The organism is Nocardia sp. NPDC049935 (assembly GCF_055586645.1).
In genome coordinates this window covers 268,055-294,885 of sequence record NZ_JBVJHV010000003.1, presented here as the reverse complement: position 1 = coordinate 294,885, position 26,831 = coordinate 268,055, and the positions used below count along the sequence as shown (strand labels likewise).

The window sequence follows — 26,831 nt, the reverse complement described above, 5'->3', positions numbered from 1 at the left end:
GTGCTCGATGACATGCGGGGACGGGAGGTGCTGTCGTACACAGATATCCGGGCCGCAGGCCCGGACGATTACATCGATACCTCGCGACCGGTCGCGGAGGAACTGCATCGACGCGCGCATAGTATCCGGAATAGTTCCCGCCGGTTTGTTTTTCGGGGGAGAACCGCCGACGCGCCGCGGACCGCGACGTCAGCGACCGCGAGTCGTGCGACGCGACGCGCGGCCGGGTGCGGGAGGAGAGGTCATTCCTCGTGTTCGAGGTTGCGGTCCAGGCGCAGGACCACCTCGGCGACCTGCTCCTGGACCCAGTCGACCATGCCCTTGGTCCCCATCCCGGTCGCGACCGGGATCTCGGCGGACAGCGGGATCACATAGCGGCCGTCGTCGGGCAGGTCCCGCCATCGCAGCCCCATATCGACCCGGCCGCGGGGCCCGAACATGGAGCGGCCCTGGAAGACCCGCACCAGACCGGTCGCGGTCGCGGGCGTGTTCAGGAACGTCTCGCTGCGGTAGGCCTCGTCGTCCTCGGGTTCGTCGTCGTCGCTGATCAGCGGTACGAACGGCCGGGCGTCGGGCACGATTTCGGGGTCCATGATGGTGATCTGGCGCATCCGGCCGGCCTTGGCGTGCGGTAACAGTTCCAGGGCGGCTTCGGCCAGGGCGTGCGGATCGCAGGTGGTCACATCGAAACCGCCACTGTGCCAGACCGTCTCCCCGGGACGCTGGGTGATCACGAAGCCGCGCGCCCGCTGCCGCACCGCGTGCACCCGGGTCCAGCCCTCCGGGCGCTCGGGATCCTGTTCGTCCCAGGCCTGCGCCACGATCGTGACATCCGGCCGGGCGACGGTGCCGCCCATGGCCTCGAGGTCGGAATCGTCGCGTTCGCGCAGGGCGCGCAGGGTCTTCTCGCGCTCCTGCCGGTAGTCCGCGGCCAGCCAGGTGCGGCTGGTGAAGGTGAACGGGACGGGTATCTCGCTGCAGCCGTGTTCCTCGCACAGCAGCACGAATTCGAGGTCGGACAGTTCCCAGGTATGGTTCACTGCTCGATCACCGGCCGGACCTTGGCCGGGGTCTCGTCGAAGACTTCATCCAGATTCTCGCGTCCCACCAGGAATTCCGCGGGCGTGTGGTCCTCGCCCCCGCCCGGGCGTCCGGGCGCGCCGCCGCCCATGGCGGGCGAACCCATCATGGGCATACCCGGCGTTCCACCCGGACTACCGGAACCGGCCGATATGCCTGCGTACCCGGCGAGTTCCAGCCCCGGCCCGGCGACCGAGGCCCGGGGGAACGGGCTCGGTTTCGTACCCGGATAGGGTTCCAGCGGGTTGGAATCCCCACCCGGCACGCCGCCTCCGCCGCCCCCGCCGCCGGAGATATCGCCGGCGGGAATCCCGGCCGCCGCGAGGGATTTCGCCGGGTCGAGCAACTGCTCCAGATGCTGCTGCACACTGCTGGGATCGAGCATTTGCTGCAACTGGTCGAAGCCGGGCAGCGGGTTGGAGGTGAAGGCCGTGATGCCCTGGGTGAGCATATTGGTGAGTCGTTCGAGGATGTTCTGCTGCTGACCGGGCACCGAGGTGTCCCCGGCCGGTAGGCTCGGATCGCCGCCGAGCAGCGCGGATATCGCTTCTTCCGGTCCGTTCGGCGTCGCACCCGAGGTATCGCCGCCCATCGCCCCGAACAACGAATCGGCCATACCGTACGGCGAGTCCTCGGAGTACAGGGACTCCAGCGGGGTGTCGTGCAGTTCCTGGGGCATCTCGTCGACCGGGATACCGGTGATCGCCGCCAGCGCGTCGGCGAGGGTGGGCGGTTTGCCGTCCTTGCCGGTGATCGGCAGATTCTTCAGGGACTCGGGCATCAGTGACTTCGGGATACCGGTGAGTTTGGAGAGGATATCGGCGGCCGTGGGGTTCTTCGGCATGGTGGTGCCGGTGACCGGAACGCCCGGGGCTCCCGCCGGTATCGCCTCTTCCCCGGGAACGGATTCCCCGGGGGTATCCGCGGCCGGCACGGAAGGCACGGTCGGCGTGGTCTGGCCATCCGATTCACCCGAACCGCCGCTGCTGCCCCCGGACCCGGTCGTCTCTTCACCGGATCCGTACTCGGCCTGGTCGTAGCTGGGTACCTCGGGAGTCTGGCCCCCGGTCTGCTCCTCGCCGCCCTGGCCCTGGTTCCCGCCTTGGCCTTCGTTGCCGCCTTGCCCCTGGTTCCCGCCTTGCCCCTGGTTCCCGCCTTGGCCCTCGTTGCCGCCCTGGCCTTCGTTTCCGCCCTGGCCCTGGTTTCCGCCCTGACCTTCGTTGCCGCCTTGCCCTTCGTTGCCGCCTTGCCCCTGGTTCTCTTCCTGGCCGTCTTCGAAGCCCTGTTCGTAGCCGTCGTCGTAGCCGTCCTGGTAGGCGGCGTCCTCGGGGCTGTTGTTTCCGCCGTTGTTGTTGTTTCCGTTGTTGTTGTTGTCACCGGGACCGTTGTTGCCGGGATCGTTGTTGTCGGCCGGCGGCGGCGGTTTGGGCTCGGCGATCGGCCCCTCGATCACCGGCATCTCCCGGAGGGTGTTGCGCATCCCCTCGGCGTAGTGCTTCTCCCACTCCTCGCGATACCGCTGCAGGACGGCCTGCTCGACCGAGATGCTGTCGAAGGTGAAGTCCTCCTTCGGCATCGACATCTGGGTGCGGTTCATCCAGTCGGCGCTGTAGTGCATGTTCTCGCTGAGCGAGAACATGGAGTTCCACAGCGGCGCGATCGCGTCGATGTAGTTCCTGGTGGCGGTCCGCGCCTTGTCGGCGGCCTGCCCGAGCCATTTGTCCTGGATACCCTCGATGGCGGTTTCGAACTTCTCCAGTTCGGCCTTCGTATGCCCCGCCAGCTGCCACCAGCGGCGCGATATTCCCGCGAGCACGAAAATGCCCCACGGCAGATTGTCGGCGAGGCCGCGGAAATGCGTGAAGCCCAGGGCCGCGCTGTTCTCCAGACCGACGACATCCGGTGATATCGACTCCTGACGGCCGAGGTAGTTCTGCAACTCGTTCGGCAGACCGGCCGCGGGCGTGAGCAGGAAGTCGTCCTGGGTCCCGGGCCGGCCCGCATCGGTCGAGGTGCCGTCGGGGTAGTGGTTGCGGACGTAGTCGTCCCACCGGGTTTCGCCCGTGAACAGGCTGGGAATCTCCGAGGTCGCCTCGACCGGTACATGGAAATTCGCGAGTTTGTCGAGGTCGGCGGAGTTCTGGTCCTCGGTCCGGCGGTAGTAGAGCCCGGCCTGGACGAACGCGTTCGCCATCTCGGTGCCGATATTGGCGTGATCCTGCAGGACCGTGGACAGCCGGTCGGCCCGTTTGTTGTAGATCTCGGCGAGCTTCTGGCCCGAGGTCAGGATGCCGCCGGTGAAGTTGCCCAGCTCGTCCATATAGAAATCGTCGATCGCGGCCCGCATGGCCAGCATCTGATCGACCATCCTTTTCGCCGCTTCCGCGCCGGTCACCGCCGCGGCCGGGTCGAAATACAACAGGTCCTGCGATGCGTCCTGTTTCAGACCGGCCCAGGTGCCCGGCTCTTGAACCATAGGAACTGACCTTCCCTTCGGCATCCGGCCGTTCGGTGCGCCCCGCCAGTGTAGGCACGCCGAACACGCCTTCGGATTACATCGCAGCACATTTAACTTCCTATGGCGCACAAGTAAATTCGCCGAAATTTCGCTGTGGCGGATACGCGTCCGGGGGTATGCCGCCCCGGCCCCGGCTCCGCCGGAATGCCTCGCGGTTCGGCTCGCACTGACTCAAACGGTTCAGACTTCGCCACCGTGTCCGCACCATGGCTGGCAGCCCAATCACGTTGAGGATCGATGCCATGCCAGGACACTTGAAGCCACGAGCGCACCGCCGGTCGCTCGGACCGGTGGGGACGGCGCTGCTCGCCGTACTGTTGCTGGTGTGCGCCTGCGGTGCGGGCGGGAAGGCGGCCGAAACCGCCGACGGCCGCACGATCGTGCGATATCAGGGCTGGTCCGGGGATGTGCTGTTCCACGAGCTGGCCGCGGATCTGGGCTATTTCGAGAAGATCCAGCTGGAATGGGTGGGCGACACCACCAGCGGCCCGCAGGATATCCAGGCGGCCGCCACCGGTGACACGGAGGTCGGATCGGCCTTCAACGGCGCGGTGGTGAAACTCGACGCGGCCGGCGCCCCGATCACCTCGGTACTCAGCTCCTACGGAGCGGACGAGGGCGACTACACCGGCTACTACGTCCTCGACGGCAGCCCGATCCGCACCGCGCGCGATCTCATCGGCAAGAAGGTCGGGATGAACACACTCGGTGCGCACCACGAGTTCCTCACCCGGGAATGGCTCGCTCAGCAGGGCCTCACCCCCGAGGAGATCGACACCGTCCAGCTGATCGTGGTCCCGCCGGTGAACACCGAACAGGCCCTGCGCGAGGGCCAGATCGATGTGGCCACACTCGGCAGCGTGCAGCGGGAAGTCGCGCTGGAACGCGGGGGTATCCGGGCGCTGTTCACCGATCGCGATCTGTTCGGCGCCTTCAGCTACGGCACCTATGTGATGCGCGACGATTTCATCGCCGCCAACCCGGACGCGGTGCGCGACTTCGTCCAGGGCACCGCGCGGGCCGTGCGCTGGACCCAGACCCATCCGCGCGCGGAGGTGGTCGCCCGTTTCGTGGACATCATCCACAAACGTGGCCGCGCCGAGAGCGATAAGGCGATCCAGTACTGGCGCAGTTCCGGCGTCCCGGTACCGGGCGCGGTGATCGCCGAACGCGAACTGCAGATCTGGATCGATTGGCTGGTGCGCAACGGCGAGCTCGACGAAGGCGAACTGACGGCCCGCGATCTGTACACCAACGAATACAACCCGTACGCCAACGGGACCTATCCCGCCGAGAGCGGCCCCGACGGACAAGCACTGGCTGGAGAGAAATGAGCACGACACCCAAACTCCGCCTGGCGCAGGTGACCAAACAGTTCCCGATCCGGGGGCAGCGGAGCGCGCTGACCGCGATCGAAGACATCACCCTGGACCTGGCGGCCGGTGAGTTCCTGGTACTGGTGGGGCCGAGCGGCTGCGGGAAATCCACGCTGCTCGACCTGCTCGGCGGGCTCTCCACCCCCACGTCGGGCCGGATCCTGCTCGACGGCCGGCCGATCACCGGCCCGGGCCTGGACCGCGGCATCGTCTTCCAGCAGTACGCGCTGCTGCCGTGGCGGACCGCGCGCCGCAATATCGAATTCGGGCTGGAGGCCAAAGGGGTGCCGCGGTCCGAACGCCGGGCGCGTGCCGAGCACTACCTCGAACTCGTCGGGCTGGCCGGTTTCGCCGACCGCTACCCGCACGAACTGTCCGGCGGGATGAAGCAGCGGGTCGCCATCGCGCGCAGTCTGGCCTTCGACCCCGAGGTGCTGCTGATGGACGAACCGTTCGCGGCGCTGGACGCGCAGACCCGGGAATCGCTGCAGGACGAACTGCTGCGTATCTGGGCGCGCACCGGTAAGACGATCCTGTTCATCACCCACGGCATCGACGAGGCGATCTACCTGGGGCAGCGGGTGGCCGTGCTCACCTCGCGGCCCGGCCGGGTCAAAACGGTGGTGGATGTCGATATCGACCGCTCCGCCGACGATGTGCGCTCCAGCGCCGGCTTCCGCGATCTGCGGCACCGGATCTGGTCGCTGCTGCACGACGAGGTGGAGCGGGCCCGATCGCTCGAACTCGCCGATATCTCGACAACCGAAGAGGTCCAGCATGTCTAGCGCTCTCGCCACCGGCACCCTCGACCGCGCCCCCGGCACCGCCACTTCGGCGCCCGCGCCGTCGCGCTCCCGGGCGGCGGCGCCCGGGCCGGCCCGGCGACTCGGACGCCGCGCCGGCGCCCTGGCCTGGCGGGTGTCCAAACCCTCGTTCGCGATCCTGGCCTTCCTCGCGCTGTGGGAGGCCGCGCCGCGGGCCGGGTTGGTGGACAAGGTGTTCCTGCCGCCCTTCACCGAGGTCGCCCGGACCTTCTTCGAACTGGTGGGCAACGGGCAGCTGTGGGAGCACGTGTCCACGAGTCTGTCGCGGGCGTTGACCGGATTCGTGATCGCCGCGGCGTTCGCGGTACCGCTGGGGGTCGCCATCGCGTGGTACCGGCCGGTGGCCGATTTCCTGAACCCGGTGCTCGAACTCTTCCGTAATACCGCCGCGCTGGCGCTGCTGCCGGTGTTCGTCCTGATCCTGGGTATCGGCGAGACCTCGAAGGTCGCGCTGGTGATCTACGCGTGCACCTTCCCGATCCTGCTGAACACCATCTCCGGGGTGCGGACGGTGGATCCGCTGCTCATCAAATCGGCGCGGTCGCTGGGCTTCTCCCAGATCGCGCTGGTGTACAAGGTGGTGCTGCCGGCCGCCGTGCCGACGATCTTCACCGGGCTCCGGATGGCCGCCGCCTCCTCGATCCTGGTGCTGATCGCCGCCGAAATGGTCGGCGCCAAGGCCGGTCTCGGCTATCTGATCACCGCCGCCCAGCTGAACTTCCAGATTCCCGACATGTACGCCGGAATCATCGCGATCGCGCTGGTCGGGCTGGTCTTCAACGCAGTGCTCGTATTCGTGGAACGCCGGCTGTCGCGCTGGCGTGTGGCTCTCTAGACAGGTACCGATGACTCGGCAACTACATCTCAACGCCTTCCTCATGGGCGTCGGTCACCACGAGGCGGCCTGGCGGCATCCGCGCACCCGCGCCCACGATGTGCTGTCGGTGGCGCATTTCCAGGATCTCGCCCGGATCGCCGAACGCGGCACCCTCGATTCGGTGTTCTTCGCCGACGGTCTCGCCGTGGGACCGCGGATCGCGCACAACACCCAGGCGGTTTTCGAGCCGGTCACCCTGCTCACGGCCATGGCGGTGGTCACCGAGCGGATCGGACTCATCGCCACCGCGTCGACCGGCTACAACGAGCCCTATACGCTCGCCCGGAAATTCGCCTCCCTCGACCGGATCAGCGGCGGCCGGGCCGGCTGGAACATCGTGACCTCCGGGACCGCCGACGAGGCCGCCAACTACGGCTACGACGAGGTCCCCGATCACGCCGGCCGGTATCGCCGGGCGGCGGAATTCGTCGACGTGGTGAGCGCGCTGTGGGATTCCTGGGAGGACGACGCGGTGGTGCTGGACTCCGCCACGGGGATCTTCGCCGATCCGGCGAAGGTGCACACGGTGGATCACGTGGGTGCGCGATTCAAGGTCCGGGGACCGTTGAACGTCCCGCGTTCCGCGCAGGGCCGCCCGCTGCTGGTCCAGGCCGGTTCCTCACCGGACGGGAAGGATTTCGCGGGCCGTTACGCCGAGGCGGTGTTCACCGCGCAGCGTTCGATCGCGGAGGGGCAGTCGTTCTACCGCGAGGTGAAATCGCGTGCGGTGGCCTCCGGCCGGAGCCCGGACGAGGTGCGGATCCTGCCCGGGATCGTCCCGTTCATCGCGGAGACGACGGCCGCCGCGAAGCGGCTCGAACAGGAATTCACCGATCTGATCTCACCCGAGTACTCGCTGCGCCAGCTCTCCCAGATGCTCGGACTGGACCTGACCGGACATCCGCTGGACGCCCCGCTGCCGCCGCTGCCCCCGATCGAGAAGATCCAGGGCAACAAGAGCCGTTACCAGCTGGTGAAGGATCTGGCGGAGCGGGAATCGCTCACCGTGGGCGAGATCATCGCCCAGCTCGGCGGTGGCCGCGGACACCGCACGCTCGCCGGGACGCCCGAGCAGATCGCCGACGATCTGCAGGCCTGGTTCGAAGCGGGCGCCGCCGACGGATTCAACATCATGCCCCCGTACCTGCCCGGTGGCCTGGTTGATTTCGTGGACGGGGTGGTGCCGATCCTGCGGGCGCGGGGGCTGTTCCGCACCGATTACACCGCGACCACGCTGCGCGGGCACTACGGGCTCGGCCGCCATCCCGGCCGGGTCGCCCCGGCGGAGGTGGCGGGGATCGGCGCCTAGGCTTCGCGGGCCCCGTCCGGCCCGGCCCGGCGCCCGTCGCCGGCGGTCGCGCGTACCAGGTCGAGGAGTTCCTCGTCGTCCAGGTCGATGCGCCGGGCCGCGGTCACGAGCCGGCGCGCCAGATCGACGACCGCCGCCCGGCCGTCGGGCGCTCCCGCCCGGACCGTGGCGCCGCGGCCGCGGCGCAGATCGATCAGCCCTTCGGTGCGGAGCTGCTGGTAACCGGCCAGCACGGTGTGGATGCTGACATCCAGCGACGCGGCCAGTTCGCGGGCGCCGGGTAGCCGCCCGCCCGCGGGGATCTCGCCGTCGGCGATCGCCCGGCGGACGCAGGCGGCGATCTGATCGGCCAGGGGTTCCGATCGCGCCGGGTCGACTCGGATCAACACCGCTCAGGCCGCCCGGTGCACGACACCGGCCAGCACGTCCGCGCCGGTTTCCGCGTCGTCGACCGATACCGCGAAATGCCGTCCCGAACGCCGGGTCACCACGATGCCGGGCCCGCTCCGGAGCAGTACCGCGGTCGCGCCCGGAATCATCCGGATCCCGTAGCCGCCGTAGCGGGCGGGGGAGAGGTCCTCGATCGCGACCGAGGTGATCTCGCCGGGATCCAGCCGCCAGCGCGGCCAGCCGAACAGCCCGGTACCCACCGTGAGTCCGCGCTGATCCACGACCACCCGGATCACGCCCAGATGGGCGACGAGCAGGCCCGTGAGCGCGAGCAGCACGCCGATCCCGGGTTGGGTGAGGAAACCGGCGATCACGCCGACGACCACCATGACGGCCCCGGCCAGCAGCATCCACGGTGACGAGATGCGGCGGGTCCAGCTCACCCGCTCCGTCGGGCCCAGCGGCAGCGGCCGGGCCGGGGACTTCGTGCTTTCCACCCGCGGGGCCTTCGGCGCGCTGAACCAGCCCCCCACCGCGAACAGCACTCCGATGGCCAGGGCGAGTACGACCGCCGCGCCCGGCAGGTGCGCGGTCGCCGCATCGGCGAGGCCGAAGTTGGCGCGGGTGCCCGAGAACATGAGGGCGCCGGTGAACGCGCCGGCGCCCCAGGCGGTGGCGATCAGGAAGCGGATCGGATCCAGTGGCGTATCCGGCGTGCGGACCAGCTTGCCGGTCTTCACCCCGACCACGACGATCAGCGCGATGAGCGCTCCCAGGGCGATTCCCACACCGGCGGAGACGAACATGGTCGCGACCCGGCCGGTGAATCCGTCGGCGCCGTGCGCGCCGAAATGCGTGGCGATCGGGTCGGGCAGCCGGTCCGCCGCGGCGTTCAGCAACAGAATGTTGGGGACGGCGGACAGGACGGGTGGTAGTCCGGCGAGGAGTCCGAGCCGGATTGTGCCGAGGGTCGTCATGGGCACCTCCTTGTTATATTTGAATCATAACAAGTGACTTTTGTTCCGCGCGTCCGAGGCCGGAAATTGTCGGCCGGTGCGCGCACAATGACCCGATGGCCTACGACGAAGAACTGGCGGAACGTGTCCGCGATTCGGTGGAACCGGGCGCCGATATCTCCGAACGCAAGATGTTCGGCGGTCTGGCCTTCCTGTTCGGCGGGCATATGGGGGTCGCCGTGAGCCGCGAAGGCGGGCTGATGGTGCGGATGACGCCCGCCGAGGCCGCCGAACTGGTGGACGACCGCACGGTGCGGCCCATGGTGATGCAGGGCCGGGAGCTCGACGGCTGGTTGCGGATCACCGCCGACGCGGTGGCCGCCGACCGGGACCTGGACACCTGGGTCGGCCGCGGGGCGCGATTCGCCCGCTCGCTGCCACCCAAGAAACCGAAACGACCGAAGTAGGGTCCTACCCCGGCCCCTGCCTCACCACTGGTCGTTGGAATTGAGCGCGACCAGTAGTCGCCGGATGGCCGCTACCCGGCGGGCCCGGTCGGGAAGTTCGTCGAGCGCGCACTCCGGATCGGCGGGCGGCCCCAGATGGGTGCACCCGCGCGGACAGTCCTCGATCGCGTCGGAGAGATCGGTGAAGGCCGCGATCACATCGTCGGGAGTGATATGGGCGAGTCCGAACGAGCGCACTCCCGGGGTGTCGATCACCCAGCCGCCGCCCGGTAGCGCCAGCGCGACCGACTGGGTGGAGGTGTGCTTCCCCTTCCCGACCCCCGACACCTCGCCGACCGCCCGTTCCGCGGCCGGGACCAGGCGGTTCACCAGCGTCGATTTCCCGACGCCGGAATGGCCGAGAAAGCAGGTCAGCCGGCCGCCGAGCAAGGCCAGCGTCTCGTCGAGCGGATCGTCGACCCCGGCGTAGACGATCGTGAGGTCCAGATCGTGGAAGGCCTCCGCGAAATCCGAATCCGCGGCCAGATCGTGTTTGGTCAGGCAGAGCACGGGGGTCAGGCCGCCGGCGTAGGCGGCGACCATGGCGCGCTCCACGAAACCGGTGCGGGGCGGCGGATCCGCCAGCGCCACCACGATGAACAGCTGTTCGGCGTTACCCACGACGACGCGTTCGAACGGATCGGTATCGTCGGCGGTCCGGCGCAGTACGGTGGTGCGCTCGGCCACCCGCACGATGCGCGCCAGCGTATCCGGGCGGCCGGAGAGATCGCCGACCACATCCACCCGGTCGCCGACCACGATCGGAGTCCGGCCCAGCTCACGGGCGCGCATGGCGATCAGCGGGCGTTCGGGATCGCCGTCGAGCACACAACCCCAGCGGCCCCGGTCGACCGACACCACCATCGCCGGTTGCGCGTCGCGATGCTCCGGGCGGGTCTTGGTGCGCGGCCGCGAGCTCCGCCCCGGCCGCACCCGCACATCGGATTCGTCGTAGGAGGCGGTGGAGCGGCCGCGCCGGCTCAGTGCGCCGCCCCCGGTTCGGCGGTCGCCGGGTCGAGCATCGACTCCCACAGGGAGACGAAATCGGGCAGGGTCTTGGCGGTGGTCCCGATATCCTCGATCTCGATACCGGGCACCGCGAGGCCGAGAATCGCTCCCGCCGTGGCCATCCGGTGATCGGCGTAGGAGTGCCAGCGTCCGCCGTGCAGCGGAGCGGGGGTGATCTCGAGGCCGTCCTCGGTCTCGGTGACCTGTCCGCCGAGCCGGTTGATCTCGGTGGACAGCGCGGCGAGCCGGTCGGTCTCGTGGCCGCGCAGATGCGCGATCCCGCGCAGCCGCGACTCCGAATCCGCCAGTGCGGCCAGTGCGGCGACGGTGGGGGTCAGCTCGCCCACATCGTGCAGGTCGATATCGATACCCGCGAGCCGGTCCGGGCCGGTGACGGTGAGCGCGCCGTCGTAGAAACCGGCCTCGGCTCCCATGCGCACCAGGATCTCCCGGATCACATCGCCGGCCTGCGTGGTCAGCCGGGGCCAGTGCGGGATGCTCACCCGGCCGCCGGTGACCGCGGCGGCCGCGAGGAACGGGGTGGCGTTGGACAGATCCGGTTCGACCGTCCAGTCCACCGCGCGGATCGGACCGGGCGCCACGGTCCAGGTCTGCTCGCCGCGCGCGTCGGCGGGCGATTCGACGGTGACATCGGCCCGTCGCAGCATCTCGACCGTCATCTCGATATGAGGCATGGACGGCAGCGCGCTACCGGAATGGCGGACGACCACCCCTTCGTCGAAACGCGCGGCCGAGAGCAGCAGGCCGGAGACGAACTGGGACGAACCCGAGGCGTCGATGGTGATCTCGCCGCCGCGCAGCGCGCCGCCGCCGCGCACGGTGAACGGCAGGGCGTCGCCCTCGATGACGGCGCCCAGCCCGCGCAGGGCGTCGAGGATGGTGCGCAGTGGGCGTACCCGGGCCGCGATATCGCCGTCGAACGCGCTGTCGCCGGCGGCGAGGGTCGCGACGGGCGGGACGAACCGCATCACGGTCCCGGCCAGACCGCAATCGACCCGGCCGGCGGTGAGCGCGGCGGGGGTGACGGCCAGCGTTTCGGCGTCCCCGATGATCTGGGTGCCGAGCGCGCGCAGCGCCGCGATCATCAGCCCGGTGTCACGACTGCGCAGGGCCCCGGTGATGGTGGAGGGCCCGTCCGCGAGCGCGGCGAGGACCAGCGCTCTGTTCGTGATCGATTTGGATCCGGGCAGGGTGACAGTCGCCTGCACGGGGGCGTCGACATGGGGCGCTGGCCAGAAACTCACCCGACCATCTTGGCGCATCGGGGTGACATGCGCGTCGGTGGTGCTCGCAAGTGTGTCGCCGAGCACCACCGGCCGCGTGGTCGTGTGAACCGGGGGCCTACTTGTTCCGGCCGTGCAGCAGCGGCACCATCCGCCGCAGCATCTTCATATTGGCCGCGGTGCGGCTGTAACTCATCAGCGCCATCCCGGGGATCGCGAACCGCTGGACCGCGATCGAATGCGGGCGGACGAATTCACGCAGGCCGGGCTCGCCGTGGATACGGCCGATACCGGAATCCGCGCTGCCGCCGAAGGGCAGGCCGGGGATGGCGGCGAAACCGAGCACCGAGTTCACCGAGGTGGCACCGACCTTGAGCCGGCGCGCGATCTCGAGACCCTGCTTCTTCGAGTACACCGCCGAGGCCAGGCCGAAGGTGGTGTTGTTGGCCAGATCGACGGCCTCGTCGATGTTGTTCACCGTGGTGACGGTGACGGTCGGGCCGAAGGTCTCTTCCTTGACCGCCGCGGAGTCCTCGTCCACATCGACCAGCACCACCGGCTCGATGAAGGGGCCCTTCACCGATTCCGGCCCACCGAGCAGGGCCTTGCCGCCGCTGGCGATCGCCGCCTCGATATGACGCTTGACGATATCGATCTGGCTGGGCATGGTCATCGGGCCGTAGGCGGCGCCGGCGTCGGAACCGGGCTTGACGTTCTTCAGGATGCGGGTGAGTTCGGCGAGGAACTCCTCCTTGACCGATTTGTCGACGTAGACACGTTCGACACCGGCGCAGGTCTGCCCGCTGTTGGCGGTCGCGCCCCAGGCCACGGCGTCGGCGGCGGCCTTGACGTCGGCGTCCGCCGCCACGATCACCGGGTCCTTGCCGCCGCATTCCAGCAGCACCGGGGTGAGGGTGTCGGCAGCCGAGGCCATGATCTTCTTGCCGGTGGCGGCCGATCCGGTGAACGCGACCTTGTCGACACCGGATTTCACCAGCGCGGCGCCCGTCGCGCCGTAGCCGTTGATCGCCACGAATACGCCCTCGGGCAGTTCCGGATTGGCCTCGGAGAACGCCTCGGCCATGAAATTGCCGATACCGGTCGAGAATTCCGACGGTTTGAACACCACGGTGTTACCCGCGGCCAGCGCGTAGGCCAGCGAACCGTTCGGGGTGTACACCGGGTAGTTCCACGGGCCGATGACGCCGATGACGCCGAGCGGGCGGTATTCGATCCGCGCCGCGAAGTTGGCCATCGTGGCGCCCGAGGGCACCTTCTGCGGGGACAGCGTCTTCTTGGCGTGTTTGGCCGCCCACGCGATGTGCTCCAGCGCCAGCATCAGTTCGAGGAAGGCGTCGTCGACCGGTTTGCCGTTCTCGGCGTGGATCAGCGCGCAGAATTCGTCGGATTTGGCGACCAGCTTGCTGGACCAGCGCAGCAGCGCCTTCTTACGGCCCTCGAAACCCAGATCTTCCCAGACCGGGGCGGCGGCACGGGCCTTGGCCACGGCAGCGGCGACGGCCGCCTCGTCCGCGATCGGATAGGTGGCCAGCGTCGCGCCGGTGGCCGGATCGACCGAGGTGAGCACCGATTCTTTCTCGGTGGCTTTTTCTGTGGTTGTCACAGGGTCTCCTCTGCGGGAAGTAGGGCGGTAGCTGCGCGCGCGAACGGGCAGTAACCGACCGCCTCGTCCCCGATGAGAGAATGTTAGGGCATAACTCTCAACGCGTCACCCAGTACAAGTCCCATTGTCGTCCACTCGGCGGATATTTGTGTTCATCGGCCGGTAATTGTGCTCATCTGTCGGTATCCGGTGCCAGGATCGAAATATGTGCGGACGATATGCGACCACGACCAACCCCGGACGGCTCGCGGTGGAACTGGACGCGCTGGACGAGACCGAACCCGCCACCGCGACCGGATCGGGCAGCGGTATACGGGGCGAGTCGAGCGCGGCCGCCGAATCCGCCGACCCGACCGAGCGGGACCGGGGGGTGAACTACAACGTCGCGCCGACCACGCAGATCGTCACCGTGGTCGATCGCCACGACCACGACCACCCCGACGGGCCCGCCACCCGCCGCCTCCGGCGGATGCGCTGGGGGCTGATCCCGCACTGGACCAAACCCGCCGAACCCGGGGTGCCGGTCAAGGGGAGGCCGCTGTTCAATGCCCGCGCGGACAAGGCCGCGGGCCTGCCCTCGTTCCGGGACGCGGTGAAATACCGGCGGTGCCTGGTGCCGATGGACGGCTGGTACGAGTGGCTGGTCGAACCCGACCCCGCGGGGCCCGGGAAGGGCAAGAAGCCCAAGGTGATCAAACACCCCTATTTCATGTCGCGCGCCGACGGATCACGCCTGTACATGGCGGGCCTGTGGTCGGTATGGCGGGACCGCTCCCTCGACGACCCGCGACCGCTGCTGTCGTGCACCATCCTCACCACCGACGCGGTCGGGGATCTGACCCGCATCCACGATCGGATGCCGTTGCCGATGCCGGAGGAGAACTGGGCCGCCTGGCTGGACCCGGACCATCCGGCGCCCGCCCGGCTGCTGGAGACACCGAGCGAAGCGCTCGTCGCCGAGATCACCGCGCGGCCGGTGTCACCCCTGGTGAACAGTGTGAAGAACAACGGCCCGGAGCTGCTGGCGCCCGTCGGAGAGGCCGGGGAGCAGGCCACCCTGCTGTAGCCGTCGCGACACCGGAACCGGGACCCCGGAGCGGATGACCGCTCCGGGCCGTCGCCGCCGCTATTTTCCGAGCGGGCAACTCACCGCCTCGGTGGCGATGCTCAGTCCGCATTTGAGCAGGTCGGCGCCGAGGTCGATCACCTCCGACGCCAGTCCGCCGCCCGCGCGTTCGGCGCGTTCGCCCGCTTGTTCCTCGGGCTTCTTCTCGGTGGCGCCTCCGCCTCCGCCCTCGCCACCCAGCGGATACTCCGGGGCGGCCGCCGCCACCGGCGCCGTCACGAGCACAGGTCCGGCCAGCAGCGCCGCTGCCGCGGATACGACGAAGAACGCGGTGCGCACGGGTTTGCGCTGGGACATATCGCATCACATCCTCGGATCGGGTCGAACGGTCGATCCCAGTAACGCATACGTTCGCCCGCGACCAGCCGAATTGCCGCCCGGCACGCGGGTGGCGGTCCATTTCCGCCGGCGCCCGCGCCGCGGAGCAGTGCGTGGTGGCCGCCGTCCTCCCCTACACGGTGATCGGGGAGGTGACCGCCCCGGTGAGCCGGATCAGGTCGCCGGGCGCCACTTCGATCTCCAGACCGCGTCGTCCCGCGCTGCAGAGCATCCGATCCCATTCCAGTGCCGACTCGTCGACAACGGTCGGAAGCCGTTTGCGCTGCCCCAGCGGCGAGATACCCCCGAGGACGTAGCCGGTACCGCGTTCGGCGGCGGCCCGGTCGGCCATCGTGGCCTTGGGGGCCCGGAGCGCCGCGGCGGCGGCCTTCAGCGACAGGCTGCGCGGCACGGGCAGTACCGCCACCGCCAGGGATCCGGTGGACAACTGCAGCACCAGCGTTTTGAAGATCTGCCCCGGCGCCACACCCAGCCGGGCCGCCAGCGCGTCGACCGCTTCGCCACCGTAGGACTCCGCGCGCGGATCGTGGTCGTACGCGTGGACGGTGTGCTCGGCCCCGGCCGTGACCAGGGCCCGGATCGCCGGGGTGGCGCCTGCTGACATGGCGCGACCCTACCGCCGCGCCGGCCCGGCCCGGGTCGCGGCGTGACTTTCCCGTGATGGGGAACAGACCGGCCGTTGCCGTAGTTGTACGCGGCAGAACAGCGCATATGCGGGCCGAGCCCGCTGGATGCGATACCGCGGAAGCAAAGGAGTGACGGTGCCCGTTCTCGTCGAACAACGCCCGGTCCAGCACGATCCGGCTCCGGCGCGCACGCGGTTCCTCGCCGACTTCACAGTGCCGGTAGATTTGGCTGGTAAGCCGATCGAAGGGACACGTGTGACGAGCGAGGACGACGTGGCGACCGGAACCGGCGCCGACGAGCGGCCTGCCGGCCGGCCGGAGACCGGTGCCGAACTGGCCCGGCGGTTCGAGCGGGACGCGCTGCCCATGCTGGACCAGTTGTACGGCGCGGCCCTGCGGATGACGCGCAATCCCGCCGACGCCGAAGACCTGGTGCAGGAGACCTACGTCAAGGCCTATGCCGGCTTCAAGTCCTTCAAAGAGGGCACCAACCTGCGGGCCTGGCTCTACCGCATCCTCACCAACACCTACATCAACTCCTACCGGAAGAAACAGCGCCAGCCCGCGCAGTATCCGACCGACGAGATCACCGATTGGCAGCTCGCGGCCACCGCGGAGCACAGTTCCACCGGATTGCGCTCGGCGGAGGTCGAAGCGCTGGACGCGCTGCCCGACGACGACATCAAGGCCGCGCTGGTGCAGCTGCCCGAAGAGTTCCGGATGGCCGTGTACTACGCCGATGTCGAAGGGTTCCCGTACAAGGAAATCGCCGACATCATGGGCACTCCCATCGGTACGGTGATGTCCCGGCTGCATCGCGGCCGGAAACAACTGAAAGGTTTGCTCGCCGATGTGGCGCGCGAACGAGGTTTCGACCGCGCCGCGCCGGGGTCCGGGAATGCCGATACCGCTTCGGCGGTGCGCCAGGAGGTCAAGCAGTGAGCACCGAGCGCGATCCCGATATGGAGCTCGACTGCACGGCGGTACTGGCCGATGTCTGGCTGATGCTCGACGGTGAATGCGATGACCGCACCCGTGAACGCCTCCAGCACCATATGGACCACTGCGCCCCCTGTATCGAGGCGTACGGGATCGAAGAGAAGATCAAGAGCATGCTCAGCCGCAAATGCGGTGGTGACAGGGCGCCCGACGCCCTGCGCGAGCGCCTCACGATCGAGATCCGCCGCTCGGTGACCATCACCTCCGACGACGTCACCGCCGATCCCGGCCGCGGCTGACGCGCTCGCGAGCGCCACGCAGACGACGAACGGCCCGTACTTCCCGAGGAAGTACGGGCCGTTCGTCGTCTGTGCCGGGCTGTGCCCGGGCGGCTCAGGCGTTGGGACGCTTGCCGTGGTTGGCTGCGTTTCCCTTACGGCTGCGCTTCTTGCGGCCACGCTTACCCATGGGTAGCTCCTCCTGGGGACAATTCCCGCGACTGCGGGGAGTACATGTTGATCCGGCCCATTCTTTCACGTGTGATTGGCTGTACCGACGGCGGTACAGCGGGCCCCGGCCCCCGAGACCGAACGAACCTAGTGAACGGGATGTCATGGCGGAAGAAGTACGGGCGGAAATGGTGTCCACGGTGCTCACCGTCGAGGTCGCGGTGGGCGACTCGGTCGCCGTCGATCAGACGCTGGTCCTGCTCGAATCGATGAAGATGGAGATCCCGGTCATCACCGAGGTCGGCGGCGCGGTCGCCTCCATCGCAGTCACCCCCGGCCAGGTGCTCCAGCAGGGTGACCTCATCGCCGTCATCGACTAGACCGGACCGAGCGTGCCCCGCACGCGCCAAATACCATCCTGCTCATGTCCACACTGAGTGATCTGCTGGCCGAGCACACCGATCTACCCGGGGTGGCGGTCGATCATCTGCAGCGGGTGGTGGGGGATTGGCAGTTGCTCGCGGATCTGTCCTTCTCGGATCTGCTGCTGTGGGTGGGGGCCGGTCCGGTGCGCGACGGCGCCGATATCGTCTGCGTCGCCCAGTGCCGGCCGACCACCGCGCCGACGGTGCACCTCGAGGACCTGGTGGGCAATGTCGCCCGGTATTCCGAGCATTCGCAGGTATTCGACGCGCTGACCAGCGGGGAGATCGTGCGGACCGATACCGAGGGGGAGGCGAAGGGGGTCTATCACCCGTACCCGGTGCATGCGATCCGGGAGGCCATTCCGGTGCGGTGCGGCGACGATGTGATCGCGGTGCTGAGCCGCGATACCGACCGGCAGCGGTCGCGGGTGCGCAGCAGCCTGGAGATCGCCTATGTGGCGTGTGCCGACGATCTGTGCCAGATGATGGCGGACGGTACCTTCCCGACCACCGAGGACCGGGCGGCCACGCATTCGAGTCCGCGTGCCGGTGACGGGTTCATCCGGCTCGACACCGCGGGCATCGTCACCTATGCGAGCCCCAACGCGCTGTCGGCTTATCACCGGATGGGTCTGCAGGCGGATCTGGCGGGCCAGGATCTGGCGGTCACCACACGATCGCTGGTCACCGACCCCTTCGACGCCCAGGAAGTGGTGGGCGATATCCAGGCCGCGCTCGCCGGGCGGACCGGGCGCCGGATGGAGGTGGAGGCGCGGGGCGCCACGGTGCTGCTGCGCACTCTGGTACTGCGGCCGCACGGAGAACTGGCGGGCGCGGCGGTGCTGGTCCGTGATGTGACCGAGGTGAAGCGCCGGGACCGGGCGTTGCTGAGCAAGGACGCCACCATCCGCGAGATCCATCACCGGGTGAAGAACAATCTGCAGACGGTGGCCGCGCTGCTGCGGCTCCAGGCGCGGCGCACCGAGAACGAAGAGGCCCGGGTGGCGCTCACCGAATCGGTGCGCCGGGTGACCTCGATCGCGTCGGTGCACGAGATGCTGTCCATGTCGGTGGACGAAGAGGTCGATCTGGACGAGGTCGTGGACCGGCTGCTGCCGATCATGGCGGATGTCGCCACGGTGCACACCGCGCGAATCACGGTGCGGCGGGCGGGATCTCTCGGCGTGTTCTCCGCGGAACGGGCGACGCCGCTGGTGATGGTGCTGACCGAACTGGTGCAGAACGCCATCGAGCACGCCTTCGACGGCGGTCAGAACGGAACCGTCACCATCCGGTCGGAACGATCGGCGCGCTGGCTGGATGTGATCATCAGCGACGACGGCGGTGGTCTGCCCGCCGGGTTCAGCCTCGAATCGTCGGACAGTCTCGGACTGCAGATCGTGCGCACTCTGGTCACCGCGGAATTGGGCGGATCCATCGGGCTGCACCCGGGCGCGGATATCGGAACGGACGCGGTCCTGCGGGTACCGCTGGGGCGCCGTGCGGCGCGTTGATACCCGACGGAAACTCGCCTGTATCGATTATGCATAGCCATGATCGGCTGTGTCCGAAAACACCCCTTATTTTTCGGGGGCCGTATTTCGGCAAAATAACGAACGTCCGAGTTGTGCCCGCTCCGGAAAAAATTCAGCCCGGCACCAGAAGGCTGGTGCCGGGCATTCCACGACTCCCCGGGCCGGGCTGAATGGTCCGGTAGTCGCTTCCCCGCGCTGTCAGACAGACGTACGAGTGCGGGTGCGCGCATTGCGGCGCTTGAGCGCGCGCCGCTCGTCTTCGCTCATACCGCCCCATACACCGGCATCCTGTCCGGAACCCAGGGCCCAGGACAGGCATTCGGCGGTAACGGGGCAGCGGGCGCAGACCAGCTTGGCATCGGCAATCTGCGCGAGCGCAGGACCACTGTTGCCCACCGGGAAAAACAGTTCGGGGTCCTCGTCGCGACAGATGGCCTTATGGCGCCAGTCCATTCCTTCTGCTCCTTTGTAGGGCGCCGCACAGGGCGCCGTTCGGTTGGTGGGTCGTTCACTTGTGCGAACTGAATGTTTCCGCACGGTTGCTTGTGAATGCTTTCACGAACACCGTAGATGTCAATAGGTATCCGATGCACCGTGGCAAAGCTCACGCACTGCAGTCCCACATCGGGGCCCTGCCGCAGTCCTTTGTACTCGCCTACGCCGGTTTCTGCAGCACAACGAGATGTATTTCCCGAATGCGTCAGTTCAAACCGGTCGCGGAGCGACCACGTCCAGGACGTTGGGCACAGCGGTGAAATCCACCACGTCGCGTTCGCCGATGAAGTCCCCGTCGATTTGCAGGCCGATCGGCTCGGCACTCGAGATGCGCACCGACGGAACATCGTCGTCCCGGAACAATTTCCGCGACTTCGGCTCGGAGTGCGGCGACAACAGCTGCGTCGCCAGGCGCAGTGTAGGCAGTAACGCCATGGTTCGCACGGCGAACACTCCGAGACCCGTTTCGAAACGGGTACCCGGATTGGTGCGCACCGGACGGGATTCCAGATACGTCCACGGACTGGTGTTGGTGACGAACGCGTAGTGGACCCCGGTCACCGGTTCCCGCCCCGGAACGTGCACGGTCACCTCGGGCATCGCCCGCTTGGTGCGGAAGAACTGGCGGACCGTGGTGCGCACATACCGCGCGGGAGTCGCGGACCGTCCCTTCGCGCGGCTCGCGTCGATGGCGGCACACACATCCGCGTCCAATCCCACACCCGCGCTGAAACAGAACCAGCGGTCGTCGGTGATCCCCAACCCGATCCGGCGATCACCGTCGCCGGCCTTCAGCAGATCGATCAACTGATTGGTCGCCGCCACCGGATCGGGCGCGATATCCAGCGACCGCGCGAACACGTTCGCCGACCCACCCGGAATGATCCCCAGCCGTGGCCGCCACGCCTGCCCGTCGTCGACCTGCGGCAGCGGCACGAACCCGTTGATCGTCTCGTTGACCGTCCCGTCCCCGCCGTGCACCACGATCAGATCCATCTCGTTGGTGGCCGCCCACTGCGCCAACTCCGCCGCATGCCCGCGATGCTGGGTATGCGCCACCGTGAGCTGGGTCCGGCTCTCCAGGGCATGCGCGAGAAGATCACGGGTTGCCGCCGTGGTAGAAGTCGCATTCGGATTGACGATCAACAACGTCCGCACCCGCGCAGTGTAGTTGGCGGCGCCTCCGGCGCCGCGGGGTTGCGGGCCCCTCGAGTCCCGTGTTTCAGCCCTCGAGACTCGCGGCTTCGCCGCCTCGCTTCGAGGGCTGAAACACGGGACGGCCCGCAACCCTCGGAGGGCCTCGCTGAACTCGGCGCTCGGGGGAGAGGATGGATATCCGGGGTCGACCGGGGGTGACGGGTGCAGTGTGAGGTGCCGGGCGGGTCTGGTCTCGGGGGTGACCGGGGTGACGAGAAGGTCGGGTGGGTCGGGCCCTCGGGGTGACGGCCGGTGCTCGGGAGGGCCGAATCCCGCGCGGGGGGGCCGTGCCAAATAGGCTGGCCGGGTGGTCGAGCGAAAAGACGTTGGTGTGCCGGGGACGGTCCGTGGGGCGGGCGGGTTGGTGACGCTGGAGGGCGCGGTCGCGGTGACCGTCGCGGTGGTGCTGATCGTGCGCGCGCTGCTGGGGCACGAGGAGGATGCCATCAGCGGCTACGGCACGGCCATGTGGTTCGGGATCCTCGGGGGCGCGGTGCTGGCGGCGGGGATCGGATTGTTGTTCGGGCAGCGGTGGGGGCGGGCCATCGCGGTGATCACCCAGTTGCTGCTGCTGCCGGTGGTGTGGTCACTGCTGTTCGGGTCGCAGCAGCCGCTGTACGGGACGCTGCTGGGAGTGCTGGCGCTGGGCGCGCTGGGGTTGCTGTTCGCGCCCCCCACCTCGCGGTGGGCGGCACAGGAGTACGGGGTGGCCGACGAGGAATGACCGGCGGCGGTCAGGGGGCGCCGGGGTGCGCGGTCGCGGCGAGCGCGGTGAGGGCGTCGCCGGACAGGCGGTAACCGGCCCATTCGTCCTGCGCGACGGCACCGAGTGATTCGTAGAAGCCGATGGACGGCGTATTCCAGGTCAGCACCGACCAGCCGACCCTGCTGTAGCCGTGGGTCCGGGCCTCCCGGGCGAGGGCGGCCAGCAGGGCGCGCCCGAGACCGCTGCCGCGCGCCTCGGGGGTGACGTACAGATCCTCCAGGTAGATACCGTGTACGCCGTCCCAGGTGGAGAAGTTCAGGAACCAGATGGCGCAGCCGGCGATCCGGTCGTCGAGCAGCGCGGTATGGGCGAAGACGGCGGCCTCGGGGCCGAACAGCGCGGTGTGGAGTTGTTCGGCGGTGAGGGTGCACTCGTGGCGGGCCTTCTCGTACTCGGCCAGGCCGTAGACCAGATCGACGAGCGCGGGTACATCGCCGGGGACGGCGCGGCGGACGCGCACAGCGGGTGTCACCGGTACGAAAACCTCCTGGATCGGCCCGCGGACGGGCGGGTACGGGACCCGGGCGCCCGCGCGGGCGCCCGGGGCGGCGTCATAGAGACCCCGGACCTAGATTGTGCGCCCACAACGTGGGCTCCGCGTGTTCGAACCCCAGAACGCTGACGGCGGCCGTTGTCAGCGCGAACCGGCGGCCTTCCCGGACCTCGAAGCCGAGCCAGCGCGCGATCACGGCCCGGGAGAAGTGCCCGTGCCCGACCAGGATCACATCGCGGGCGTCCAGCGCGGCGCCGGCCACGGTCAGGACCCGGTCGGCGCGGTCGCGGATCTGCCCCGCCGATTCGCCGCCGGGAACGGGCGCGGTCCACACGGTCCAGCCGGGCGCCTGTTCCCGGATCTCCGGGGTGGTGCGGCCCTCGTAGTCGCCGTAATCCCATTCGGCCAGGTCCGGCTCGATCCGCGCATCGCGCAACCCGGCGAGTTCGGCGGTGCGGCGGGCCCGGACGCGCGGGCTGACGTACACCAGCGGGTCGCGGAGAGCCAGCCCGGCCACGATCCGCCCGGCGGCGACGGCCTGGCGTTCACCGGCGTCGGTGAGGGGCAGATCGGTGCGGCCGGTGTGCCGGTGCGCCACGGACCAGCTGGTCTCACCGTGACGGAGGAGCACGACGCGAGCGTTGGCGGGAGCGGGCATCGCGTAATTATCTTCGGCGCGACCTCGGGGGGACGGGGCAGGTGGGGTCAGGCTTCACCGGCGAGGGTGATGACGACCAGGGGGACGGGGTGGTCGGTGGTGGCCTGGAAGTCGGCGAGCAGGGGGTTGTCGGCCAGCGCCCAGGTGGCGAATTCGTCGTATTCCGCGCCGGTCAGGGCCCGGGCCGTGCCGTGGTGGACGTGGTCGCCGAGTTCCACTATGACCGCGGGGTCGGCCTGCACATTGTGGTACCACGCGGGATAACCGGCATCGGCCAGCGAACTGACGTAGAGGGTCGTGCCGCGGTACAGCGCGCCGAGCGGAACCACGTGCCGCTTACCGGTTTTCGCGCCGGTGCTGGTGAGCAGCAGCAGTGTGGCGCCCGCGTACGCGCCCCCGACCCGGCCGCCGTTGGCCCGGAACTCACGGATCACCTCGGTGTTCCAGACGGCCGGATCCTGTTCGGTGAACTGGTTCCAGGGCGCGTCGGGATCGTCGTATCGGGTGAATTCGGCCGCGAGGGCAGGAGCGGTATCGGTGGGCCGGGCTGCTTCTGTCATGGCGGCCAGTGTGCCGGGCGGCACCGACAAAAACGTTTCACCGCAGTGGTTTTGCCGGACGTTCGGCGTCCTCGGTCTCCGGCCGCGCGGTGTCGGCGGGGTCGGCGAAGCCGAACAGTTCGCCGTCGCGGTGTTCGAGCACTGTCGTACCCAGGACGCCCAGGGAGATCGGGCCGCCGCCGTAGCCGGGACGTGCGACCGGGATCCGGCTGACCTCCGTCCCGGTGACCGGATCGAGCGCGGCCACGGCGCCCGGTACCGGGATCAGCAGGCTGCCGGCCATCGGGACCGGGGCGCCGAGCGCGTCGGCGGCCGTCCACATCGGTTCGAAAGTGCTGGCCTGCAGGGCGATCACACTGTTGCCGCTGAACACCAGGAACGCCGAACCGGTCCGGGTGGTCGTGGCGGTTTCGGCGATCGGCGCGGAGAGTTCCTGCACCAGAACCGGATTACCCTTGGCGTCGAAGATCGTCAGTCGCGGGGCGGCCGGGTCGCGGCCGCCGGCGCCGGGCTGGTAGACGGCGATCCGGTTGTCCGACACCGCGATCACCCGGGCCGCGGGGGAGTCGGCGCCGGCGCCCTCCAGCACCCGCGATCCGTATTCCTCGGGAACGTTGTCGTCCTTCGGGGCGGGAGCCAGGACGGTCAGCCGGTTCGCCGGCTCGCCGGGGCAGCGTTCCAGTACCGCCAGCCGGGAGGAACTCGACGCGGCCGAACGCAGCGCGCATCCGCTGCGCGGCTGGGTCTTCCAATTGTCCTTGGCGTCGACGTATCCGTACTCGAGCGTGCGCACCAGATCCGAACGCCACACCTCGAGCCGGTCGGGGCCCTGTGCCACCACATAGGTGCCGTCGACGGACAGGCGGACCCGATCGTCCATATAGCTGCTGCGCGCGGTACGGCGCTGTCCGTCGGCGCCGGAGATCATGGTGGTCTCGCTGCAGCCGCGCTCGTTGCGGTAGACCGCGATGACCATCCCGAACTGGGCCTCCACCCCGCACAGGGGCAGATCACGGGAGTAGCGCCACACCTGTTCGCCGGTCCGCGGATCGTGCCCGGTGACGGTACCGTCCGCGCCGGTGACGGCCACTCCCTCGGAGGTGAGCGCGCGGGTGGTCGCGGTATCGGGGGCGTGCCACATCTCGCGCAGGGTTTCCGGGAGCTCCTGGGCGGCCTGCGGGGTGCGGGCCGGACGGTCGGCCACCACCGATTCGGTATCGGCCACATCGCTGGTCGCCCATGCGACGATCACCGCGATCACCACGAAGACGGCGATCGCGGCAGCGGTGATGACATCGGCGCGCGTTCGCCGCTCAGGTGCGAGCACGTAGGCGAGCGTAACGGATGGCCCGGACGGCCTCCGACAGCGCTCGGACCGGGCTCACCCGGCCCGGAAAAGCGGCCGGGCCGCGGTGTCGCCACCACGGCCCGGCCCGGTACCCGTCGTCAGCTCGGTGACGATCCGTTCGCGCCCGCCCCGGCGCTCACGGTGCGGGAGTCGTCGGCAACGGTGCTGCCCGGCGCATCGCCTTCGGTCGCCGCCGCGGTATCGGCGGACCGGCGGCGCCGACGGCGGCGTGCCGGTTTCTCGACGCCCGTCTCGGTATCCGGATCCGTACCGGACTCGGCCGGGGAGCCGGTGGTGTCGCCGGACGACCCGGTTTCCTGCGCGGTGCCCGCCTCGGCGGGGCGCCGGCGACGGCGGCGCCGGCGCGGGGTCCGGCCCGAGTCGTCGCCGCTGTCCGTGCCGGTGGCGCCGTCGTCGGTCGCCGTGCCGGTCCCGGTCTCGTCGGTGGTCGTGGCCGCGTCCACCGGCTGCCCGCCGCGGGTGCGCTTGCGGTTGCGTTTGCGGGAACCGCGCTCGGGCCGTTCCACGACCACCGCGTCCGGATCGCGCTGCGGTTTCCGGTTGCCCACGGTTCCGGTGACGCCCTCCGGGATACCCAGGTCGGAGAACAGATGCGGGGACCGCGAATAGGTCTCCACCGGTTCGGGGATACCCAGGCCGAGCGCGGCGTCGATCGCGCCCCAGCGGGTGAGCTCATCCCAGTCGATCAGCGTGACCGCGACCCCGGTACGCCCGGCGCGGCCGGTGCGGCCGATCCGGTGCACATAGGTCTTCTCGTCCTCGGGGCACTGGTAGTTCACCACGTGGGTGACATCGTCGATATCGATACCGCGCGCCGCGACATCGGTCGCTACCAGCACATCGATGGTGCCCCGGCGGAATTTCGTGAGGGCTTTCTCACGGGCGATCTGCCCGAGATCGCCGTGTACCGCGCCGACCGCGAAACCCCGTTCGGCCAATTCGTCGGCCACCTTCTGGGCGGTGCGCTTCGTGCGGGTGAAGATCATGGTGGCGCCGCGGGTCTCGGCCTGCAGCACCCGGGCGATCAATTCGCTCTTGTCCAGCGCGTGCGCGCGGTAGACGAATTGCGCGGTGCGGTCGTGCACCGCGGAATCGTGCGGTTCCTCGGCGCGGATATGCGTCGGACGGGTGAGGAACGTGCGGGCCAGGGTGATGATCGGGCCGGGCATGGTCGCCGAGAACAGCATGGTCTGCCGTTTGTCGGGGACCATTCCGAGAATGCGTTCGATATCGGGCAGGAAGCCCAGATCGAGCATTTCGTCGGCTTCGTCGAGTACCAGCACCCCGACCTTGCCCAGGATCAGATGCTGCTGGTCGGCCAGGTCGAGCAGCCGGCCGGGCGTACCCACCACCACGTCCACGCCCTTGCGCAGCGCATCGATCTGCGCGTCGTAGGGCCGGCCGCCGTAGATGGAGGTCACCCGCAGCGGTCCCCGCTCGGTGGCGACATATTTCGCCGCGTTCTCCAGATCCTGGGTCACCTGGATGCACAATTCGCGCGTCGGCACGATGACCAGTGCGCGGGGGGTGCCGTCCAGCGGCGTGGTCCCGGATTCCGCGGAGCTGATCCGGTGGAGCAGCGGTACGCCGAATCCGAATGTTTTACCCATACCGGTGCGGGCCTGGCCGATGAGGTCCTCACCGCTCAGCGCCAACGGCAGGGTGAGTTCCTGGATCGCGAAAGTACGTTCGATTCCGATCTCGCCGAGAGCGCGCACGATTTCGTCGCGCACACCCAATTCCGCGAAAGACGGCGCGGTATGGGCGGAGTCCAACTCCGCCGTCAGCAGAGTTTCCGCCAGACCGGGTTCCGGTTCTACTGTGATCTTGCTCAGGTTCGTGCCTTCCCTCGTTATCGCGCTACACGCGCACGAGGCGTGGGGCGGACCGGCCGGTCCACGACGACCACGGATCCGCCCTGCGATATTCACCCGGGCCGCCGCCGGATGTCGGCAGTGCCCGGATGAGGGCAGCGAAGCTCGGACATCGGCGCAGCGCATCGGTGACGCGGATCTGGTGCGCGCACATTTTCCGTGGACACCGGAGAATTCTCTGGATCACCGCTGCGCGCACCCGTGGTGCGCGGCTTTCGGAGCTGCCGGTTCTTACGTATCGGCGGAATTCTTCCGTTGTCCGTCGCGA

General features: G+C 68.9%; 28 protein-coding genes. 11 read left to right on the top strand and 17 right to left on the bottom strand.

Going from position 1 to position 26,831, the window contains the following annotated elements; genetic code table 11:
* Nucleotides 1-242 precede the first annotated feature (242 nt).
* Together ACZ6SF_RS14290 and ACZ6SF_RS14285 are read right to left on the bottom strand one after the other, a co-directional pair.
* On the bottom strand, nt 243-1,040 hold the full coding sequence (locus ACZ6SF_RS14290; RefSeq protein WP_466062539.1) for an ESX secretion-associated protein EspG: 798 nt from the start codon (nt 1,038-1,040) through the stop codon (nt 243-245).
* The gene (locus ACZ6SF_RS14285; protein ID WP_466062538.1) at nt 1,037-3,556 is read right to left on the bottom strand and encodes a hypothetical protein; all 2,520 of its coding nucleotides are present in this window, start codon (nt 3,554-3,556) and stop codon (nt 1,037-1,039) included. Before ACZ6SF_RS14285 ends, ACZ6SF_RS14290 begins: the two co-directional genes overlap by 4 nt.
* Nucleotides 3,557-3,840: 284 nt before the next feature.
* Here ACZ6SF_RS14285 and ACZ6SF_RS14280 point away from each other — a divergent pair, with 284 nt between their 5' ends.
* Genes ACZ6SF_RS14280 through ACZ6SF_RS14265 form a run of 4 tightly spaced genes read left to right on the top strand, consistent with a single transcriptional unit; the run spans nt 3,841 to nt 7,984 of the window.
* Nucleotides 3,841-4,932, top strand: a complete 1,092-nt coding sequence (locus ACZ6SF_RS14280) for an ABC transporter substrate-binding protein (RefSeq protein ID WP_466062537.1) — start codon at nt 3,841-3,843, stop codon at nt 4,930-4,932.
* Nucleotides 4,929-5,759: an ABC transporter ATP-binding protein gene (locus tag ACZ6SF_RS14275; protein WP_466062536.1), complete on the top strand. Its 831-nt coding sequence runs from the start codon at nt 4,929-4,931 to the stop codon at nt 5,757-5,759. Before ACZ6SF_RS14280 ends, ACZ6SF_RS14275 begins: the two co-directional genes overlap by 4 nt.
* Entirely contained in the window at nt 5,752-6,633 is an 882-nt protein-coding gene (locus tag ACZ6SF_RS14270) for an ABC transporter permease (protein WP_466062535.1), read from the top strand. The genes ACZ6SF_RS14275 and ACZ6SF_RS14270 overlap by 8 nt, the downstream gene beginning before the upstream one ends.
* 10 nt (nt 6,634-6,643) lie before the next feature.
* Nucleotides 6,644-7,984 carry an LLM class flavin-dependent oxidoreductase gene (locus tag ACZ6SF_RS14265; RefSeq protein WP_466062534.1) on the top strand — a complete coding sequence of 447 codons (1,341 nt, stop codon included), beginning with the start codon at nt 6,644-6,646 and terminating at the stop codon, nt 7,982-7,984.
* On the opposite strand, the gene ACZ6SF_RS14260 is transcribed toward ACZ6SF_RS14265, so the two are convergent.
* A complete protein-coding gene (locus tag ACZ6SF_RS14260; RefSeq protein WP_466062533.1) occupies nt 7,981-8,373 on the bottom strand; it encodes a GntR family transcriptional regulator in 393 nt (130 codons plus the stop codon). The two genes, ACZ6SF_RS14265 and ACZ6SF_RS14260, sit on opposite strands and share 4 nt — an antisense overlap.
* 3 nt (nt 8,374-8,376) lie before the next feature.
* The gene (locus ACZ6SF_RS14255; protein ID WP_466062532.1) at nt 8,377-9,351 is read right to left on the bottom strand and encodes an SdpI family protein; all 975 of its coding nucleotides are present in this window, start codon (nt 9,349-9,351) and stop codon (nt 8,377-8,379) included.
* Nucleotides 9,352-9,446: 95 nt separating this feature from the next.
* Between ACZ6SF_RS14255 and ACZ6SF_RS14250 the strand changes: the two genes are divergently transcribed.
* Nucleotides 9,447-9,797: a TfoX/Sxy family protein gene (locus ACZ6SF_RS14250; protein WP_466062531.1), complete on the top strand. Its 351-nt coding sequence runs from the start codon at nt 9,447-9,449 to the stop codon at nt 9,795-9,797.
* Between the two features lie 21 nt (nt 9,798-9,818).
* Here ACZ6SF_RS14250 and rsgA read toward each other — a convergent pair whose 3' ends face one another.
* The 3 genes from rsgA to ACZ6SF_RS14235 all read right to left on the bottom strand — a co-directional run bounded on the left by rsgA (nt 9,819) and on the right by ACZ6SF_RS14235 (nt 13,712).
* A complete protein-coding gene (gene rsgA / locus ACZ6SF_RS14245; protein WP_466062986.1) occupies nt 9,819-10,820 on the bottom strand; it encodes a ribosome small subunit-dependent GTPase A in 1,002 nt (333 codons plus the stop codon).
* Nucleotides 10,817-12,127, bottom strand: a complete 1,311-nt coding sequence (aroA, locus tag ACZ6SF_RS14240) for a 3-phosphoshikimate 1-carboxyvinyltransferase (RefSeq protein ID WP_466062530.1) — start codon at nt 12,125-12,127, stop codon at nt 10,817-10,819. The genes rsgA and aroA overlap by 4 nt, the downstream gene beginning before the upstream one ends.
* 79 nt (nt 12,128-12,206) lie before the next feature.
* Nucleotides 12,207-13,712, bottom strand: coding sequence for an aldehyde dehydrogenase family protein (locus tag ACZ6SF_RS14235; RefSeq protein WP_466062529.1), 1,506 nt, complete (start codon nt 13,710-13,712; stop codon nt 12,207-12,209).
* A gap of 205 nt (nt 13,713-13,917) precedes the next feature.
* Here ACZ6SF_RS14235 and ACZ6SF_RS14230 point away from each other — a divergent pair, with 205 nt between their 5' ends.
* The gene (locus tag ACZ6SF_RS14230; RefSeq protein WP_466062528.1) at nt 13,918-14,778 is read left to right on the top strand and encodes an SOS response-associated peptidase; all 861 of its coding nucleotides are present in this window, start codon (nt 13,918-13,920) and stop codon (nt 14,776-14,778) included.
* Between the two features lie 60 nt (nt 14,779-14,838).
* Here ACZ6SF_RS14230 and ACZ6SF_RS14225 read toward each other — a convergent pair whose 3' ends face one another.
* Nucleotides 14,839-15,135, bottom strand: coding sequence for a hypothetical protein (locus ACZ6SF_RS14225; RefSeq protein WP_449999290.1), 297 nt, complete (start codon nt 15,133-15,135; stop codon nt 14,839-14,841).
* Nucleotides 15,136-15,289: 154 nt separating this feature from the next.
* Entirely contained in the window at nt 15,290-15,781 is a 492-nt protein-coding gene (ybaK, locus tag ACZ6SF_RS14220; RefSeq protein WP_466062527.1) for a Cys-tRNA(Pro) deacylase, read from the bottom strand.
* Nucleotides 15,782-15,908: 127 nt separating this feature from the next.
* Here ybaK and ACZ6SF_RS14215 point away from each other — a divergent pair, with 127 nt between their 5' ends.
* On the top strand, nt 15,909-16,745 hold the full coding sequence (locus ACZ6SF_RS14215; RefSeq protein ID WP_466062526.1) for a sigma-70 family RNA polymerase sigma factor: 837 nt from the start codon (nt 15,909-15,911) through the stop codon (nt 16,743-16,745).
* Between the two features lie 20 nt (nt 16,746-16,765).
* A complete protein-coding gene (gene rsrA / locus ACZ6SF_RS14210; protein ID WP_466062985.1) occupies nt 16,766-17,041 on the top strand; it encodes a mycothiol system anti-sigma-R factor in 276 nt (91 codons plus the stop codon).
* 94 nt (nt 17,042-17,135) lie between these two features.
* Here the strand turns inward: rsrA and ACZ6SF_RS14205 are convergent, their stop codons facing one another.
* Nucleotides 17,136-17,210 carry a 50S ribosomal protein bL37 gene (locus ACZ6SF_RS14205; RefSeq protein ID WP_022597109.1) on the bottom strand — a complete coding sequence of 25 codons (75 nt, stop codon included), beginning with the start codon at nt 17,208-17,210 and terminating at the stop codon, nt 17,136-17,138.
* A gap of 145 nt (nt 17,211-17,355) precedes the next feature.
* Here ACZ6SF_RS14205 and ACZ6SF_RS14200 point away from each other — a divergent pair, with 145 nt between their 5' ends.
* Nucleotides 17,356-17,571, top strand: a complete 216-nt coding sequence (locus tag ACZ6SF_RS14200) for a biotin/lipoyl-binding carrier protein (protein ID WP_466062525.1) — start codon at nt 17,356-17,358, stop codon at nt 17,569-17,571.
* A 44-nt stretch (nt 17,572-17,615) separates the two neighbouring features.
* Entirely contained in the window at nt 17,616-19,130 is a 1,515-nt protein-coding gene (locus tag ACZ6SF_RS14195; protein ID WP_466062524.1) for a sensor histidine kinase, read from the top strand.
* Nucleotides 19,131-19,349: 219 nt separating this feature from the next.
* Here the strand turns inward: ACZ6SF_RS14195 and ACZ6SF_RS14190 are convergent, their stop codons facing one another.
* Together ACZ6SF_RS14190 and ACZ6SF_RS14185 are read right to left on the bottom strand one after the other, a co-directional pair.
* Nucleotides 19,350-19,604 (bottom strand): WhiB family transcriptional regulator, encoded by a 255-nt coding sequence (locus tag ACZ6SF_RS14190; protein ID WP_062998119.1) that lies wholly within the window; start codon nt 19,602-19,604, stop codon nt 19,350-19,352.
* Between the two features lie 252 nt (nt 19,605-19,856).
* Complete coding sequence (locus tag ACZ6SF_RS14185; RefSeq protein ID WP_466062523.1) at nt 19,857-20,804, bottom strand: diacylglycerol/lipid kinase family protein; 948 nt, start codon at nt 20,802-20,804, stop codon at nt 19,857-19,859.
* 346 nt (nt 20,805-21,150) lie between these two features.
* On the opposite strand from ACZ6SF_RS14185, the gene ACZ6SF_RS14180 reads away from it, so the two are divergent.
* Complete coding sequence (locus ACZ6SF_RS14180; RefSeq protein WP_466062522.1) at nt 21,151-21,567, top strand: hypothetical protein; 417 nt, start codon at nt 21,151-21,153, stop codon at nt 21,565-21,567.
* A gap of 10 nt (nt 21,568-21,577) precedes the next feature.
* On the opposite strand, the gene ACZ6SF_RS14175 is transcribed toward ACZ6SF_RS14180, so the two are convergent.
* The 5 genes from ACZ6SF_RS14175 to ACZ6SF_RS14155 all read right to left on the bottom strand — a co-directional run bounded on the left by ACZ6SF_RS14175 (nt 21,578) and on the right by ACZ6SF_RS14155 (nt 26,545).
* Nucleotides 21,578-22,081 (bottom strand): GNAT family N-acetyltransferase, encoded by a 504-nt coding sequence (locus ACZ6SF_RS14175; protein WP_466062521.1) that lies wholly within the window; start codon nt 22,079-22,081, stop codon nt 21,578-21,580.
* Between the two features lie 79 nt (nt 22,082-22,160).
* Nucleotides 22,161-22,760: an acid phosphatase gene (locus ACZ6SF_RS14170; RefSeq protein WP_466062520.1), complete on the bottom strand. Its 600-nt coding sequence runs from the start codon at nt 22,758-22,760 to the stop codon at nt 22,161-22,163.
* Nucleotides 22,761-22,807: 47 nt separating this feature from the next.
* Nucleotides 22,808-23,320, bottom strand: coding sequence for a nitroreductase/quinone reductase family protein (locus ACZ6SF_RS14165; protein WP_466062519.1), 513 nt, complete (start codon nt 23,318-23,320; stop codon nt 22,808-22,810).
* 37 nt (nt 23,321-23,357) lie between these two features.
* Complete coding sequence (locus tag ACZ6SF_RS14160) at nt 23,358-24,647, bottom strand: Rv3212 family protein (RefSeq protein ID WP_466062518.1); 1,290 nt, start codon at nt 24,645-24,647, stop codon at nt 23,358-23,360.
* 119 nt (nt 24,648-24,766) lie between these two features.
* A complete protein-coding gene (locus ACZ6SF_RS14155) occupies nt 24,767-26,545 on the bottom strand; it encodes a DEAD/DEAH box helicase (RefSeq protein ID WP_466062984.1) in 1,779 nt (592 codons plus the stop codon).
* Between the last annotated feature and the right edge of the window lie 286 nt (nt 26,546-26,831).

Bases quoted from the DNA above. Each gene is read 5' to 3' on its own strand.
- aroA (WP_466062530.1), bottom strand. From the start codon at position 12,127: ATGCGCCAAGATGGTCGGGTGAGTTTCTGGCCAGCGCCCCATGTCGAC.
- ACZ6SF_RS14265 (WP_466062534.1), top strand. From the start codon at position 6,644: ATGACTCGGCAACTACATCTCAACGCCTTCCTCATGGGCGTCGGTCAC.
- ybaK (WP_466062527.1), bottom strand. From the start codon at position 15,781: ATGTCAGCAGGCGCCACCCCGGCGATCCGGGCCCTGGTCACGGCCGGG.
- ACZ6SF_RS14165 (WP_466062519.1), bottom strand. From the start codon at position 23,320: ATGACAGAAGCAGCCCGGCCCACCGATACCGCTCCTGCCCTCGCGGCC.
- ACZ6SF_RS14255 (WP_466062532.1), bottom strand. From the start codon at position 9,351: ATGACGACCCTCGGCACAATCCGGCTCGGACTCCTCGCCGGACTACCA.
- ACZ6SF_RS14200 (WP_466062525.1), top strand. From the start codon at position 17,356: ATGGCGGAAGAAGTACGGGCGGAAATGGTGTCCACGGTGCTCACCGTC.
- ACZ6SF_RS14280 (WP_466062537.1), top strand. From the start codon at position 3,841: ATGCCAGGACACTTGAAGCCACGAGCGCACCGCCGGTCGCTCGGACCG.
- ACZ6SF_RS14190 (WP_062998119.1), bottom strand. From the start codon at position 19,604: ATGGACTGGCGCCATAAGGCCATCTGTCGCGACGAGGACCCCGAACTG.
- ACZ6SF_RS14195 (WP_466062524.1), top strand. From the start codon at position 17,616: ATGTCCACACTGAGTGATCTGCTGGCCGAGCACACCGATCTACCCGGG.
- ACZ6SF_RS14215 (WP_466062526.1), top strand. From the start codon at position 15,909: ATGCGATACCGCGGAAGCAAAGGAGTGACGGTGCCCGTTCTCGTCGAA.
- rsrA (WP_466062985.1), top strand. From the start codon at position 16,766: ATGGAGCTCGACTGCACGGCGGTACTGGCCGATGTCTGGCTGATGCTC.
- ACZ6SF_RS14225 (WP_449999290.1), bottom strand. From the start codon at position 15,135: ATGTCCCAGCGCAAACCCGTGCGCACCGCGTTCTTCGTCGTATCCGCG.
- ACZ6SF_RS14270 (WP_466062535.1), top strand. From the start codon at position 5,752: ATGTCTAGCGCTCTCGCCACCGGCACCCTCGACCGCGCCCCCGGCACC.
- ACZ6SF_RS14230 (WP_466062528.1), top strand. From the start codon at position 13,918: ATGTGCGGACGATATGCGACCACGACCAACCCCGGACGGCTCGCGGTG.
- ACZ6SF_RS14285 (WP_466062538.1), bottom strand. From the start codon at position 3,556: ATGGTTCAAGAGCCGGGCACCTGGGCCGGTCTGAAACAGGACGCATCG.
- ACZ6SF_RS14250 (WP_466062531.1), top strand. From the start codon at position 9,447: ATGGCCTACGACGAAGAACTGGCGGAACGTGTCCGCGATTCGGTGGAA.
- ACZ6SF_RS14170 (WP_466062520.1), bottom strand. From the start codon at position 22,760: ATGCCCGCTCCCGCCAACGCTCGCGTCGTGCTCCTCCGTCACGGTGAG.
- ACZ6SF_RS14275 (WP_466062536.1), top strand. From the start codon at position 4,929: ATGAGCACGACACCCAAACTCCGCCTGGCGCAGGTGACCAAACAGTTC.